The sequence below is a fragment of the Wolbachia endosymbiont (group A) of Machimus atricapillus genome (genome assembly GCF_964027095.1).
In the GTDB taxonomy this organism is placed as follows: domain Bacteria; phylum Pseudomonadota; class Alphaproteobacteria; order Rickettsiales; family Anaplasmataceae; genus Wolbachia.
Window position 1 is genome coordinate 757008 of sequence record NZ_OZ034727.1, and the last position, 14514, is coordinate 771521.

The following is a 14514-nucleotide window of genomic DNA, read 5'->3' on the forward strand; positions in this document are numbered from 1 at the left end:
ACATCAATGGCTATTTTGATCTACTGCCACATTACAAATGATTTCTCACTCGAAAACGTATATTACCACTCACACACAACAAAACCTTTGATCTATAAGATTTGTGGAGTTTGGGGAAATAAAGAAGGGTCTATGTTGCTTTGGACATTAGTGCTTACCTTTTACCTATTTCTGATGGGTATTTTTACTGATAACGACAGTAAATTGAAGAAAGTATCCTTGATCACCCAAGGCTTGATTTGCTTTTGTTTTTTACTGTTCACTTTACTTGAATCCAGCCCCTTCACTAAAATGCCAAGCGTTGAAAAAGATGGATTGGGTTTTAATCCGATATTGCAAGATATAGGCCTTGCTATTCATCCACCGATATTATATTTGGGGTACCTTGGATTTAGCGTTCCTTTTTCGCTCTCTATAGCTGGATTAATTGCAAATACTGAAGGAAATGTTTGGGCTAAAATTGTCAGGCCTTGGGTACTTATTTCTTGGTCGCTGCTCACTTTGGGCATCAGCTTGGGTAGCTGGTGGGCATATCGCGAACTTGGGTGGGGTGGATTTTGGTTTTGGGATCCAGTGGAAAACGTTTCTTTGATACCGTGGCTAATTGCAGTGGCGCTGACACATTTGTTGCTCGTTGTACGAAATTTCAATACTTTAAGGAATTTCGCTATTTTACTTACGCTTACAACTTTTATATTGAGTGTAACTGGAACATTTCTAGTCCGCTCAGGAATACTCACCTCAGTGCACACGTTTGCAGATGACTCAAGGTATGGACTGTATATATTAGCTCTACTTGGTGTAATTACAGTCAGTAGCTTAGTAATATTTGTAGTGTTTACGAGAAAAAATCGCACATCTTTCCAGTGCTCGACATTGGAATCCAGAAAGAAATCTGCTACTCAAGTGACAGAGGGTAGAAGATTCTTTTCACGCCTTACGATGATGCTGATGAACAATTTATTATTTATTACTGCCTTTTTCATCGTGTTCGTTGGCACTTTATACCCTACAGTGCTTGAGTATTTAACCGGTGAATTAATTTCAGTTGGAGCACCATATTACAATTCTTTATTTAATCCTATTGCACTGGCTATTCTAGTGCTCACCATGATCGGGCAATACTGCCGTTGGCAGGGAAATAGTCTATTGCCAATATTTCGTGAATACAGATTTTCATTCTGTAGTGCTGCAGCTATTTTGCCGTTTATCTTTCACATGGAGCTAATAATTGTGCTATCAATTACTATCTCCATAGCATTATTAATCTTTGTTTTAGAAGCATATAGTAAAAGAATTTGTTTATTTAAGGTAGCATTTGGTGAATCAATTTTATTAGCAAGAAAAGTTTCTAAATCCTACTATGCAATGATGGCAGCTCATGCTGGAGTGGCAATTTTAGTGCTTGGTATAGCTTATTCAGTTGGTTGGCAGGAGAAAAAAGAAAATTACTTAAAAATAGGGGATAGCATAACAGTCAATAAATTTAAAGTTACTTTACGAAATATTGAGCTAATAAAAGAAAAAAATTTCCATGCAGTGAGAGGTACAATGGATATCAGGAATTTGCTGAATAATAAGATATTGGGTGAGATAACCCCTGAATATAGATTTTACCTTGTGGAAGGTCAGAAAAATGTTGAAAGCAGTATCTACCACAATTTGCTTTCTGATATTTATGTTGTAATCGGTGAGATTGATAAGAGTAAGAGCAAAATCGCAGCTAAAGTGCACTATAAACCTGGAATGTCTATAATCTGGCTTGGATCCTTCCTCATCGCTTTTGGTTCGCTCCTTGCTGCTTTTCCTTTATTGAGAAGATTTTAATAGGACTCCTTTATACTATAACGAAAAAACTTCCTTGACAAACTCCGCCAGCGCCCTTATCATGGTATTGAAGGTATTCAGTTATCTTCATCTGTGCAGATTAAACAGCAAGAAAACAACGTAGTTGGCGTCTTATTTTTAATTTTTTGCACTATGTGCACCTTATGTCTTCACAATATTTCTAGGTTTTTACCTACACAAGCTGAAACGCGCTTATAAGTCGTTTAAGACAGTATAGTACGCCAATTTGCAGGATTAGAGAGTGACAACTAGCTAACGCGGGGTTTCTTTTGCCTTTTTTTCTGCTTAGTGAATTTCTTAAACATTTATAGCTTAAGTTAGTTGCACTTAAAAGCAGCTAAATTGCAGTGTTTAAGACTTAAAAAACGCCAAATACTGAAAATAGACAATGACTAGGGCTTCTTTTGCCTTTTTTTTGTTTGGTAAATTCCTTAATATTTATAGCTAAACGACAACCGTCATCCCGCTGCTTGTTAGCGGGATCTAGAGATACCGCGGCGGTATGACGGTTCGTGGCGGTATGACGGTTCGCGGTGGCATCTCGTCATCCCGCTACGTGTTAGCGGCTAAGAGATACCGCGAATGAATCGCGGTATGACGGTTCGTGGCGGTATGACGGTTCGCGGTGGCATCTCGTCATCCCGCTGCTTGTTAGCGGCTAAGAGATACCGCGAATGAATCGCGGTATGACGGTTCGTGGCGGTATGACGGTTCGCGGCGGTATAGTAATTCGTCATCCCGCTACTTGTTAGCGGGATCTATCCGCGGCGGTATGACGTAGGACCGCTGTCATTCCAGTCTGGAATCTAGTTCTTATTGTACATTTACTTAGTGTAGAGTTAAGTTTCCTGGATCCAAGTAGTCTGGGCACTGGGACGACACCCTTTTGGATGGAAACCTCAGCTACTTTCATGACACCATTCTTTCTTCTGGATCCCAGTGTCAAGCACTGGGATGACATCATAGGGGTACTAGCCTGACAACCGTCATCCCGCTGCTTGTTAGCGGGATCTAGAGATACCGCAGCGGTATGACGTAGGACTGCTGTGATACCATTATAGAGTGAATCAGTGTCAGCTACTCGGATGACAGAGAAGTCCAATCACAGAATAAACTAGTGAATTTTTTGAAAAGTATATAAAATTCAAGTGATTATTTTAAGTAAATAGCATGGCACTTAGACTCATTCCAGATAACCTCAATATCAAGTTTAGTAAATATAGGGATTTGACTGCACTCGTTAGCATTATTTTTATCATCTTTTCAATGCTCACTGTTGTGCTGCGTGGAGTGAACTTAGGCATAGACTTTGCAGGCGGAATTTTGATAGAGATAAAATCTTCAGATGAGAATCACTCTATTCTCGATGCATTAAAAGAAAATGGTTTTACAGTGCAGAGTTCAAAAGCGGGTGATAATTTAGTCATGCGTTTTAAAGATGAAGGAGATGAAGATAAAATCAAAAAGATAAAAAGCATACTAGAAGAAAAGCTAGGTAGCTCAATAAGCTATCGTAAAATAGACTATGTTGGCCCACAAATAAGCTCAACACAAATATTTGAAGGAATGTTATCCATGTTGATCGCAATTGTTGGAATATTTTTTTACGTTTGGTTTAGATTTAATTGGCAATGTGGATTCAGTGGAATAACAGCACTGATTCATGACGTGATTTTAACTGTTGGTTTTATTAGCCTAACTGGCATTGAGTTTAATATTTCATCAGTTGCAGCTCTCCTCACTGTTATTGGTTATTCAATCAATAACTCAGTAATTATATACGATCGGATTCGAGAGTATTGCAAGAGTGGTAAAAGTGGGCGGATGAGTGAGATAGTAGATGCAAGTATCAACGCTACATTATTTCGCACTATATTAACCTCGGGTACAACCCTTCTTGCTGCTCTTCCTTTGACATTAATCTGCACAGATGCAGTGAGAGACTTCAGCTTGATCATTTTTTTTGGTATTTTGATTGGCACTTGTTCTGCAATATTTATTTCTGCTCCTATATTAACCTACAGAGCTTTGATAAGTAGATTGTAGAAGTGTTTAGTCGCGGTATAATATCAACTTATTATCTCTTATAGTGAAATGAAAATACCTTAAAAAGCTCATTCCAAGTAGTGAATGAGACATAGAATGAGTGTTAACGCTCGCCTGTACATCATTAACTAAAAAATTCCCTATTTTAACCTGAGGGATGTGAACAACACCAGCTTTTATTTGACCTTTAGCAGTTTCATATATTTTAAAATCCTGAACGTTTTGTAAGTTAATACCAACATGTAATGCGTCTTTTTGTGATAGAACAATATCGGTTGCTCCGGTATCAAGCAAAAACGTTATATTGCGATCATTGACCTGAGCCTGAATATAAAAGTGTCCATCGTATGATTTCGTAAATTCGATACTTCCACTATTCTGACCACTATTCTGAATTCTCCCTTTATATGGTAAAAAAGTACTGAGAAATCTGTCGCTTAGTTTGTCCCTTTGTGAATCAATAAGCATTGAAGTGGCAGCTATTATTAGTAACCAAATAACTAGATTTTTCACCGCGTTCATATTGTTAAAATTTGAAGCTATTAAAATAAATTTTAAAGATTAGCGTTAAAAGTTATTATTAAAAATAAGTAAATTTCATTGTTTTAGTACAATATTTAATATACACTTTAAGAAGATATGTTTGATTTAATTTCATGTCAGAAGCAAAAAGTTTAATTTTAGCAGCTATCCTTTCCATGTTGATCATGGTATCTTGGCGCATTATTTATGATAATTTTTTTAGTGCAAACCACAACCAGCCATTGATTGAAAATATTGAACATATCGAATCTTTTAACGACCTTGCTCCTATAATACACCAAAATCGTTCTGAAATTATTAATTCCACTCGAGAACAGAGGGTTAGTTTAACCAATAACATGATTAAAGGATCAATTTCTTTGAAAGGTGCAAGGTTTGATGACTTAATCTTAACTAACTACCACTTAGAACCGAGTTCTTCTTCTCCACAAGTGGTGTTACTGTCACCTGCAGAATCAAAAGATGTATATTTCGCAGAATTTGGGTGGCTCGATCCGAATGAAAAGATTAAAGTTCCAGATTCTAAGGCAGTCTGGCAAGCAGATAAACTCAATCAAAAAGAGGTCAATTTATTTTGGGATAATGAAAATGGCATTTTATTTAGAATGAAAATTAGCCTTGACGATAACTACATGTTTAAAGTTGAGCAAATTATTGAAAACAATACAAAAGATAATGTAGTTTTGGTTCCTTATGGTAGAATTAACCGTAAACGTGACAATATCAACGAATCTTATTGGATATCCCATGAAGGAGTACTGGGTGCATTTGATAATAAACTAGAGGAGTGGACATATAAGGATATTTCCAAAAAACATTTAATAAAAGCAAGCACGAGTGAAAAAAATTGGTTTGGTTTTGCTGATAAATACTGGCTTACAGCCATCATACCTGAGAAATCCGATAAAATAAATGTAAGCATTAAGCATACTAACGCTAATGATATTGATAAATTTCAAGTAGATTTTGTCAAACCTTATAAGAGCATACTTCCTGGCGCAAGTGTTTCTAATGTGAATTATTTTTTTGCTGGAGCAAAAAAGTTGAATTTACTGGATTCTTATAAGGATACTCTCAATATACCTTTGTTTGATAAAGCTGTAGATTTTGGTGTTCTTTATTTTATAACCAAGCCAGTGTTTTTACTGCTTGAATATTTTAACTTCGTTTTAAAAAATTTTGGCTTAGCAATATTATTGCTGACTTTAGTAATCAAACTTTTGATGCTTCCCTTATCTAATAGATCATATATTTCGATGTTCAAGGTGAAAAGCCTGCAGCCTGAATTAACTCGTATAAAAGAGTTGTATAAAAATGACAGCTTAAAGCAGCACAAAGAGACAATTGCGTTGTTCAAGAGAAACAATGTAAACCCAATGTCGAGCATTTTTCCCATGCTAATACAAATACCGGTATTTTTTGCTCTATATAAAGTATTATTTGTTACTATAGAGATGAGACATGCTCCTTTTTTTTTATGGATTAAGGATCTTTCAGCTCCTGACCCAACGAACATCTTTACATTATTTGGGTTGTTTAATTATAACTTTCCTATTTCTATAGGCATTTTACCTATAATTTTCGGTGCCACCATGATAATTCAGCAGAAGCTAAGTGAGAAAGATCAAACCAATAAAGATGATATTCAAGTAAATGTTATGAAGTTTTTACCTTACATTTCTGTCTTTATTTTTTCTTCTTTTCCTGCCGGCCTGGTAATATATTGGATATTTAGTAATATTATAACTTTAATTCAACAATCATTAATAAAGTTGTTTTTAACGAAAAAAGTGGTAGTAAATGTCGAAAATACTAATAGTTAATTCAATTTATTATGCTGAAATAGCAAACCTTTTGCTTGAAGGTGCAGTCGATAGATTAAAAGAAAGTCATGCAAGCTATGACATAATTGAAGTTCCTGGTGCATTTGAGATACCAGCTACAATTCTCTTTGCAGTAAAAAGCAAGAATGCTAATTATGACGGTTATTTAGCTCTTGGGTGCGTGATTCGCGGTGAAACTGATCATTATCAATACGTTTGTAAAGGGGTAATCGAAGGTTTAAATGAGGTTGTTATGCATTATGCAATACCCTTTGGTATGGGCGTAATTACCGCTGACAGCAAAGATAAAGCACTAGTTAGAGCTGACAAAAACAAAAAGAACGTTGGTGGCCATGCAGCCTCAACTGTTTTGCATATGATAGATTTACACAATAAATTAAAATAATGGAGGAAAAACCAGTAGATAAAAAGTGGCGCATAAAAAGAAGTACGGCAAGATTTCTTGCTGTACAAATTGCTTATTCAAATATTTTCGTAGGTTACAACAAAAGCACTTTTAAACTGGAAAATTGTGAGCTTAAGAACTACATAAGTAAGTTGAAAGATATATTTGAATGTGAAGAATTTGAACATCAGTTCTTAGAAAACTTGTTATATAAGGTTATAAAAAGCAGTGAAGAATATGATAAAATAATAGAGTCTTATTTACATCCAAGCTGGTCCCTCTCACGTTTAAATCTTATAAGCTTATCTATCTTGCGTGTTGCAATATGTGAGTTAGCTAATTGTGATACGCCAGTTCCAGTTGTCATTAATGAATATACTAACATTGCATCTGATTTACTTGATAAACCAAGCAAAATTGGTTTTATTAATGGGTTATTGGATAAGGCAAAAGATGCAGTTAAATTAAATAAAAATCCTTAGCAGCTTCTCACAACTATATAAAAGTTAAGGCAATTTCCATAATAAATTTAAGTAACTGACACTAAAAAATAAAGAGGCAGACTTAATCTACCTCTTTTATACTTAGCTGTCTAGCTTTTTGCTTTTTCTTCAGAAGCAACTTGTTCAACAATAAGTGAGCCTAAATAAGTGTTAACCTCTTTAGCATCATCTTTGTCTAAACCTAATGTTTTATTCCACTCTGTTTTATTTACTGCCTCGAACTCACCTTCTTTGTTTTTCACTTCTAGTGAACTTATACTTAATAATAAAGTATTGCCTGCTGAACTGAAAGACCCAACAATAATACGGTAGTTCTTACCTTCTAAGCTGAAGTCTATATAACATTTACCTTTCATCTTATCTTTTTCATCTTTAACTTGGTTATTCTTTTTTATTTCCTCATACACCTCTTTTGTTACTAGCAATGCTGCTTGTTTATCATCAACAACAATCTTCGGAGCTTTCAACTCAGATATTTCGTTATTTTTGCTGATGGCATATACTGCTAAACAAATCAGTGCAACAGCAACAAATGCTAAAACACCCATTCCAAGTGGTGTAGCTGCAAAAGCTGCAAGTGGAGCTAGCATGGAAGTTGAAGACACCCAATATGGTGCTGAAAGTGCTACTGCTGCGCCTATGACATACAAAGAAGTAAGTGCAACAAGTGCAGTGTTTGTTTTGTGGAACTGACCTCGATGATTTTTGAAAGTTAGCATAAACGACCTCATTTAATAAAATATTAATATGCTTAAATTGTATATAAAAGAACTGTCATAGTCAAGCTTTTTCGCAAATTACCTGCCACTTGAGCCAAAGCCCCCTGCATTGCGACCGGTTTCTTCTGTGCAGAATTCTTCTCTGTCATCCCAAATTACCTGAGATACAGGAGAAATAAGGATTTGTGCAATTCTATCTCCTCTTTTTATCTCATACGACTGATTACTTAGATTAATTAGGCAAATCTTCACCTCACCTCGATAATCAGAGTCTATAGTGCCCGGAGAATTTAAGACAGTGATTCCATGTTTTGCAGCAAGACCAGAACGTGGGCGGATTTGCCCCTCAAAACCGTTTGGTATTGCAATCACAATTCCAGTTGGAACAAGTAATCTCTCAAGTGGATTTAAAACAGCAGAGTCATTCAATGCAGCATAAAGATCCATACCAGCACTCTGCGTAGTTGCATAACATGGAAGAGACAAGTCTTCTCCGTGTGATAATCTCTTTATTTCTACTTTAATTTTACTTCTTTGCACTCCAATTTACCAACTATGAAGATTCAATTATAGCATGTAAATTGTATCTGCAAAAGTAATAAATGTTACATCGTAAATGATGTCATTCTAGTGCGTGACGCTAGGCCATAAAATAAGTTTTTCGTTTCTATATGCGCTACCTTAAGACTTTAATTATACAACGTCTTAACGCACTTAACCCCATCGACATATAAATTTGCATGACTTTTTTGAGTATTAAGCAATGCAAGTCCAATGTTGTCTACACTAGAGCGCAGTTCCCCTATTTCCTCATTATTTTCATTTGTCACTTTAGTGCCAATATCTGGAAGTGCGTTATCCCCCTCAACAAGATAAAGTTTTCTTCTGAATATTTCTTGTCTGCTCATTCGATTTACGACTTCCTGACCTACGTAACACCCCTTATTAAAGCTTATACCGTTTGCCTTATCGATTAAATATTGCAATGGGAACGATGAATTTTGTACCATATCTTTTGCTCCATCTGGGACAAGGTTTTTAATTCTAACTTTTTCATACTGAATAAAATCTCCAACCGGTTCTTTTATTTCATCTTTATGTATGATCCTCATTCCTAGCAGCTTGTGCCTTGGATCTTGAAAAATAACTTGTGACTTACTACTACACTCCGCCAACTTAGTATCAAACAAAACTCCAACCTTATATAGTGCACTAATGTCTTTAATTTTCACTCTCAAATAAGTTTTAAGTAAATCTAGTTTCTCGATTATTTGCTGTAAGTGCACATTTTCGCACTCTAAGAAAATATATCTACCATATTCAATAAGAAAAAAATCATATAGGTATTTTCCCTGAGGGCTAAGCAATAAAGAGTAAATAGCTTTTTGGCTATCTAGCTTATTAATATCATTGGTTATAATGCCCTGCAGAAAATCTCTAGTGTCAGGCCCATATAGCACTATCACACCACGACTTAAGAATGGTATATAACTCATGAAATCTCTATAAATAAACCTAAATTTTATTATATAACATTAGGCTCTTTTAGAAACTGCTTTTGGCGTGCATATTTTATATGGTGTGCATATTTTACAAGCTCCAGCCCTTGAAATCTAACTTACGAGTATATATATAAAGTTATAGGTTAATTTGTTGAGAGGAAAAGCAAATGTCAAGTATAAGTTTAAATGTATTGGATGATAGCGTGCTGATCAAGCCTATTAGCGAGGAAAAGCAGGGTGGAATTATGCTTCCATCAAGTGCTGAAAAGAAACCTACTAAAGGTGAAATTGTAGCAACTGGTGAAGGTTCACGCAACTCAAATGGCGAACGCATAGCTTTAACTGTAAAGGCTGGTGATAAAGTGTTCTATCGTCAATGGGCTGGTACAGAAATAGAACATAATGATGAAAAGCTTATCGTGATGAAAGAGTCCGATATACTTGCTGTCATTAAATAGCAGTCTTTATTTTACTAAATTGAAACAAAGCGCAACATGGCGCATTGTAAATGGTTTTATTATAGTTTTCTAAATTTTTTATTAACAAGAGGTGATAAAAATGACTAATGTAGTAGTATCAGGTGAGCAGTTACAAGAAGCCTTTCGTGAAGTCGCAGCAATAGTGGATTCAACGGTAGCAATAACTGCGGGACCTAGAGGAAAAACAGTAGGGATTAATAAGCCCTATGGAGCACCAGAAATTACAAAAGATGGTTATAAGGTGATGAAGGGTATCAAGCCTGAAAAACCACTAAATGCTGCAATAGCAAGCATCTTTGCCCAAAGTTGTTCTCAATGTAACGACAAAGTTGGTGATGGTACAACAACGTGCTCAATATTAACTAGCAGCATGATCATGGAAGCTTCAAAATCAATTGCTGCTGGAAACGATCGTGTTGGTATTAAAAACGGAATACAGAAGGCAAAAGATGTAATATTAAAGGAAATTGCATCAATGTCTCGTACAATTTCTCTAGAGAAAATGGATGAAGTAGCGCAAGTTGCGATAATCTCTGCAAATGGTGATAAGGATATAGGTAACAGTATCGCTGATTCCGTGAAAAAAGTTGGAAAAGAGGGTGTAATAACTGTTGAAGAGAGTAAAGGTTCAAAAGAGTTAGAAGTTGAGCTGACTACTGGCATGCAATTTGATCGCGGTTATCTTTCTCCGTATTTTATTACAAATAATGAAAAAATGATCGTGGAGCTTGATAATCCTTATCTATTAATTACAGAGAAAAAATTAAATATTATTCAACCTTTACTTCCTATTCTTGAAGCTGTTGTTAAATCTGGTAAACCTTTAGTTATTATTGCAGAGGATATCGAAGGTGAAGCATTAAGCACTTTAGTTATCAATAAATTGCGTGGTGGTTTAAAAGTTGCTGCAGTAAAAGCTCCAGGTTTTGGTGACAGAAGAAAGGAAATGCTCGAAGATATAGCAACTTTGACTGGTGCTAAGTACGTCATAAAAGATGAACTTGGAATCAAGATGGAAGATCTGACACTTGATGATCTTGGTACTGCTAAAAATGTTAAAATTACTAAAGATAATACCACAGTTGTCAGCGAAAATAGCGATTCTGACAGTGTGAAAGCTAGAATCGAGCAGATCAAATCTCAAATTGAAACTTCAACTTCTGATTATGATAAAGAAAAGCTAAGAGAACGTTTAGCGAAATTATCAGGTGGTGTTGCTGTGCTAAAAGTTGGTGGAGCAACTGAAGTGGAAGTTAAAGAACGTAGAGATAGAGTTGAAGATGCGCTGCATGCAACAAGAGCTGCAATTGAAGAAGGCATAGTTCCAGGTGGTGGAGTTGCACTTCTTTATGCTTCATCTGTTCTCGACAAATTAAAAGGTGCAAGTGACGAAGAGCAAATAGGCATAAACATTATTAAGAAAGTTCTCAGTGCTCCAATTAGAAGGTTAGTTAAAAATGCTGGTCTTGAATCTGCTGTTATCATTGACTATTTGATTAAGCAGAATGATAAAGAGCTTATATACAACGTTGAGGCTATGAATTACGCTAATGCATTTACAGCTGGTGTGATTGATCCAGCAAAAGTGGTGCGTATTGCTTTTGAAACAGCGATATCTGTTGCGAGTGTGCTGATTACTACTGAATCTATGATAGTTGATGTACCAAGCAAAGAAAATGCTTCATCTCCTATGGGCGCAGGAGAAATGGGTGGCATGGGTGGATTCTAAGTAGAGTGAAACCGTGGAGCAATTGCTCCACGGTAGTTCCAAAAAATCTCACATTTTACTATTCGTTAAAGGTAATACGTTTGGTGCAGAAAGGCACTACTGTTTGCATCCGTTTCACCCCTTTATATTGTGGTTGTCTAATAACAAAAAGGCAGCATAAGAAAACTATAATCCCTAGTATATTTATACTATAGCTGACCCAAGCAACACGTCATACCGCGATTCATTCACGGTATCTCTTGGCATAGATCCCGCTAACACGTAGCGGGATGACGAGCTTATTGTCATGCTGCCGCGAACCGTCATACCGCGATTCATTCACGGTATCTCTTGGCATAGATCCCGCTAACACGTAGCGGAATGACGAGCTTATTGTCATGCTGCCGCGAACCGTCATACCGCGATTCATTCGTGGTATCTCATCCGCTAACACGTAGCAGGACGACAGCAATCCTACGTCATACCGTGATTCATTCGCGGTATCTCGGCATAGATTCCGCTAACAAGTAGCGGAATGACGAATTTTTGTTTTTCAAATTGTCGGTAAATCTAAGTCAGTTTAGCTATATGTGTTTTCCACAATGACTTATTCTTTTCACCCATTTATATTACAGTTGTATATATTAGAATAATGCTATATTAATAAATAATCTATATAATGCTATTAAATATAACACTTAAAATCTAAATCACTTTCTCTATAAAAGGAGAAATTTGCCTTAATGAAAATACATATATATTTAATATTGTTTTTATTTTTTTCTTGCACCCAACTATATGCTGACGAGGAAATTGCAAAATTTGATTTACTTATTGGCGAGATAAATGAAGCAAACCTCACTCTTAAAGGTGCAATAAAGGTTACAGTAGAACCAGGCTGGCACATATATTATAAAGATCCTGGAGATTTCGGTCTTCCCACTTCTTTTGATTGTAAGGGTAACACATTAAACATAGATATTTACTGGCCTACTCCAAAGGAACATAGAGATAAAGTAGGAAGAGAGATATTTATCAGTAACGTATATAAGGATATGGTATTATTTCCCTTTAAGATGAATGTGTTTTCAAATCAAGGGTATATTGACCTTAACTTCCATATAAATTATGCGATATGTAAAGATAGGTGCATCCCTAAAAATGTTGAGATAAAAACCAGGCAACCACTAAAGGATTTTATAGATTCTGATATCAATAAACTTATAAATGAGTGGTATGAAAAATAGGGTTCTCATGGGGTAGGTGTCATTCCAGTGCGTGACACTGGAATCTCATTTACTTTTTTGTTCACTATGTGAGGAACTTGGGCCTACAAGTATATAAACATAATGGTTTCGCATAAAAAATTTAGATCCCAGTGTCACGCACTGGGATGACAAGAAAAGGTTTCTAGAATGACGGAAACGAAGTCATACATAGAAAATAGGTTAGGTATTCTCAATTTTTGTTGTATACTTAAATAAAAATCTCACTTTTACAGATGGATACAGTAAAGTTTGTTTTATTACTGCCAACAATATTACTCATGCTAGTTGCTGGTGTTTACCTATCGGTTAAACTAAAATGGCTACAGATATTTAGATTGCCGTACGCCCTTTCACTCATTGGAGTTAAAAGAGGGGAAAATAAATTTTCTTCTATAGCCGCCCTGTTTACAATCTTAGGGGGAAATTTAGGAGTAGGAAACATTTCAGGAACTGCTGTTGCTCTAAAAACCGGAGGACCGGGCTCTATTTTATGGATGGCAATAATTATTGTTATCACTTCTGTGATAAAATATGTCACTTGTTATCTAAGTATAAAAACCAGAAAGGAAAAGAACGGACGGTTTATAGGTGGCCCTGTAGCCTATATGGCTGATGCATTTAATTCTAGAAAAGCTACAATTGTGTTTCTGGTTGTTATGATGATGGTTTCAATAACAGCTGGTAACCTTGTTCAGGTAAATTCTCTATCAATACCACTTAACATGATAGATGTGCCTGTAGTCATTGGTGGCATTGTAATGGCCATAATATTTTTTGTTGTTGCAGTTCTCAGCTTAAAAAAAATTAAAATTTTTATATCGGCTATGATACCGATAATGACGGTAAGTTACCTCACACTTTGCGGTATCATATTATTTAAGTTTAGTGAAAATATCCCTCCTTCTCTAAAATTAATAACAAGCAATTTTTTGACAGCTAGTAGCTTTAACTCTGGTTTATCTCTAGGTTTGATTTTAGAAATGTTGACTATTATTCAAGTCGGAACTTTGCGAGGTATTTTTGCAACAGATATAGGGCTTGGCCTCGAAGGAATCGTACATTCTTCAATTGTTCCTAAGAAAAATAATAATAAATTTATTATTGAGCAGAGTCTAATTACAATAATATCGCCTTTTATAGTTGCATTTATAGTGTTTATTACAACAATGGTACTGCTTGTCACAGATTCTTGGGTCACTGATTTAGAGAGTACTAACATGTGCATATTTGCTTTTAGAAAAGCTATGAATTGGCCCTATATTGACTATTTAATTATGGCCATAATGTTTTGTTTTGCCTTTACTACTATTTTTACTTGGTTTTTTTGCTCAAAACAGACAATACGCTATGTGTCTATGGATAATAAATACACTAAAATCTGGATTGTAATTTTTACCATGATCATTCCGCTTGGTGCAATAGGTAAAGTCCGATTGCTATGGGATGTCGCTGATATCTCGATTGCTGCTTTGTTATTTATCAACATACTCGCTATACTCAAGCTAACTTCTCAAGATCCAGAAGTGTTTACTGTGAGCAACAGATATTTAAAATTAGGCGCCAACTAAAAGTTGCCATCTGAGTAACAACACAACCTTCCTTAATAAAAATTCAACCAATGCTCGTGATAATTATATTAGCTAGTATTAGCTAGAACTAAAGGCAGAGG

13 protein-coding genes are annotated in these 14514 nt (G+C 35.6%); 9 read left to right on the forward strand and 4 right to left on the reverse strand.

Annotation, left to right across the window (positions count from 1 at the left end; genetic code table 11):
• Window positions 1-6: 6 nt before the first annotated feature.
• Both AAGD68_RS03740 and secF read left to right on the forward strand, forming a co-directional pair.
• Window positions 7-1827, forward strand: a complete 1821-nt coding sequence (locus tag AAGD68_RS03740) for a heme lyase CcmF/NrfE family subunit (protein WP_253309656.1) — start codon at window positions 7-9, stop codon at window positions 1825-1827.
• 1191 nt (window positions 1828-3018) lie between these two features.
• The gene (gene secF, locus AAGD68_RS03745) at window positions 3019-3894 is read left to right on the forward strand and encodes a protein translocase subunit SecF (RefSeq protein WP_265044950.1); all 876 of its coding nucleotides are present in this window, start codon (window positions 3019-3021) and stop codon (window positions 3892-3894) included.
• Window positions 3895-3900: 6 nt separating this feature from the next.
• Here secF and AAGD68_RS03750 read toward each other — a convergent pair whose 3' ends face one another.
• Window positions 3901-4416 (reverse strand): TIGR02281 family clan AA aspartic protease, encoded by a 516-nt coding sequence (locus AAGD68_RS03750; RefSeq protein ID WP_182182693.1) that lies wholly within the window; start codon window positions 4414-4416, stop codon window positions 3901-3903.
• Between the two features lie 134 nt (window positions 4417-4550).
• On the opposite strand from AAGD68_RS03750, the gene yidC reads away from it, so the two are divergent.
• Genes yidC through nusB form a run of 3 tightly spaced genes read left to right on the forward strand, consistent with a single transcriptional unit; the run spans window position 4551 to window position 7148 of the window.
• Window positions 4551-6260, forward strand: a complete 1710-nt coding sequence (gene yidC, locus AAGD68_RS03755) for a membrane protein insertase YidC (protein WP_264688255.1) — start codon at window positions 4551-4553, stop codon at window positions 6258-6260.
• Window positions 6238-6666, forward strand: a complete 429-nt coding sequence (locus AAGD68_RS03760; RefSeq protein ID WP_253309653.1) for a 6,7-dimethyl-8-ribityllumazine synthase — start codon at window positions 6238-6240, stop codon at window positions 6664-6666. The genes yidC and AAGD68_RS03760 overlap by 23 nt, the downstream gene beginning before the upstream one ends.
• Entirely contained in the window at window positions 6666-7148 is a 483-nt protein-coding gene (gene nusB, locus AAGD68_RS03765) for a transcription antitermination factor NusB (protein WP_341814125.1), read from the forward strand. Before AAGD68_RS03760 ends, nusB begins: the two co-directional genes overlap by 1 nt.
• Window positions 7149-7258: 110 nt before the next feature.
• Here the strand turns inward: nusB and AAGD68_RS03770 are convergent, their stop codons facing one another.
• From AAGD68_RS03770 to AAGD68_RS03780, 3 genes are all read right to left on the reverse strand, one after another.
• A complete protein-coding gene (locus AAGD68_RS03770; protein WP_264688253.1) occupies window positions 7259-7888 on the reverse strand; it encodes a hypothetical protein in 630 nt (209 codons plus the stop codon).
• Window positions 7889-7966: 78 nt separating this feature from the next.
• Window positions 7967-8428, reverse strand: a complete 462-nt coding sequence (gene dut, locus AAGD68_RS03775; RefSeq protein ID WP_264688252.1) for a dUTP diphosphatase — start codon at window positions 8426-8428, stop codon at window positions 7967-7969.
• Window positions 8429-8577: 149 nt separating this feature from the next.
• Window positions 8578-9384, reverse strand: coding sequence for a YgfZ/GcvT domain-containing protein (locus AAGD68_RS03780; protein ID WP_253309649.1), 807 nt, complete (start codon window positions 9382-9384; stop codon window positions 8578-8580).
• Between the two features lie 173 nt (window positions 9385-9557).
• On the opposite strand from AAGD68_RS03780, the gene AAGD68_RS03785 reads away from it, so the two are divergent.
• From AAGD68_RS03785 to AAGD68_RS03800, 4 genes are all read left to right on the forward strand, one after another.
• Window positions 9558-9848: a co-chaperone GroES gene (locus tag AAGD68_RS03785; RefSeq protein ID WP_373457551.1), complete on the forward strand. Its 291-nt coding sequence runs from the start codon at window positions 9558-9560 to the stop codon at window positions 9846-9848.
• Between the two features lie 100 nt (window positions 9849-9948).
• Window positions 9949-11598 carry a chaperonin GroEL gene (gene groL / locus AAGD68_RS03790; protein WP_264688251.1) on the forward strand — a complete coding sequence of 550 codons (1650 nt, stop codon included), beginning with the start codon at window positions 9949-9951 and terminating at the stop codon, window positions 11596-11598.
• 722 nt (window positions 11599-12320) lie between these two features.
• Window positions 12321-12824 carry a protein-disulfide reductase DsbD domain-containing protein gene (locus AAGD68_RS03795; RefSeq protein ID WP_253309646.1) on the forward strand — a complete coding sequence of 168 codons (504 nt, stop codon included), beginning with the start codon at window positions 12321-12323 and terminating at the stop codon, window positions 12822-12824.
• A 254-nt stretch (window positions 12825-13078) separates the two neighbouring features.
• Window positions 13079-14413, forward strand: coding sequence for an alanine/glycine:cation symporter family protein (locus AAGD68_RS03800; protein ID WP_253309645.1), 1335 nt, complete (start codon window positions 13079-13081; stop codon window positions 14411-14413).
• Window positions 14414-14514 lie beyond the last annotated feature (101 nt).

Excerpts from the sequence above, each read along its gene's own strand:
- AAGD68_RS03740 (WP_253309656.1), top strand. The coding sequence starts at position 7 with ATGGCTATTTTGATCTACTGCCACATTACAAATGATTTCTCACTCGAA.
- secF (WP_265044950.1), top strand. The coding sequence starts at position 3,019 with ATGGCACTTAGACTCATTCCAGATAACCTCAATATCAAGTTTAGTAAA.
- AAGD68_RS03750 (WP_182182693.1), bottom strand. The coding sequence starts at position 4,416 with ATGAACGCGGTGAAAAATCTAGTTATTTGGTTACTAATAATAGCTGCC.
- yidC (WP_264688255.1), top strand. The coding sequence starts at position 4,551 with ATGTCAGAAGCAAAAAGTTTAATTTTAGCAGCTATCCTTTCCATGTTG.
- AAGD68_RS03760 (WP_253309653.1), top strand. The coding sequence starts at position 6,238 with ATGTCGAAAATACTAATAGTTAATTCAATTTATTATGCTGAAATAGCA.
- nusB (WP_341814125.1), top strand. The coding sequence starts at position 6,666 with ATGGAGGAAAAACCAGTAGATAAAAAGTGGCGCATAAAAAGAAGTACG.
- AAGD68_RS03770 (WP_264688253.1), bottom strand. The coding sequence starts at position 7,888 with ATGCTAACTTTCAAAAATCATCGAGGTCAGTTCCACAAAACAAACACT.
- AAGD68_RS03780 (WP_253309649.1), bottom strand. The coding sequence starts at position 9,384 with ATGAGTTATATACCATTCTTAAGTCGTGGTGTGATAGTGCTATATGGG.
- AAGD68_RS03785 (WP_373457551.1), top strand. The coding sequence starts at position 9,558 with ATGTCAAGTATAAGTTTAAATGTATTGGATGATAGCGTGCTGATCAAG.
- groL (WP_264688251.1), top strand. The coding sequence starts at position 9,949 with ATGACTAATGTAGTAGTATCAGGTGAGCAGTTACAAGAAGCCTTTCGT.
- AAGD68_RS03795 (WP_253309646.1), top strand. The coding sequence starts at position 12,321 with ATGAAAATACATATATATTTAATATTGTTTTTATTTTTTTCTTGCACC.
- AAGD68_RS03800 (WP_253309645.1), top strand. The coding sequence starts at position 13,079 with ATGGATACAGTAAAGTTTGTTTTATTACTGCCAACAATATTACTCATG.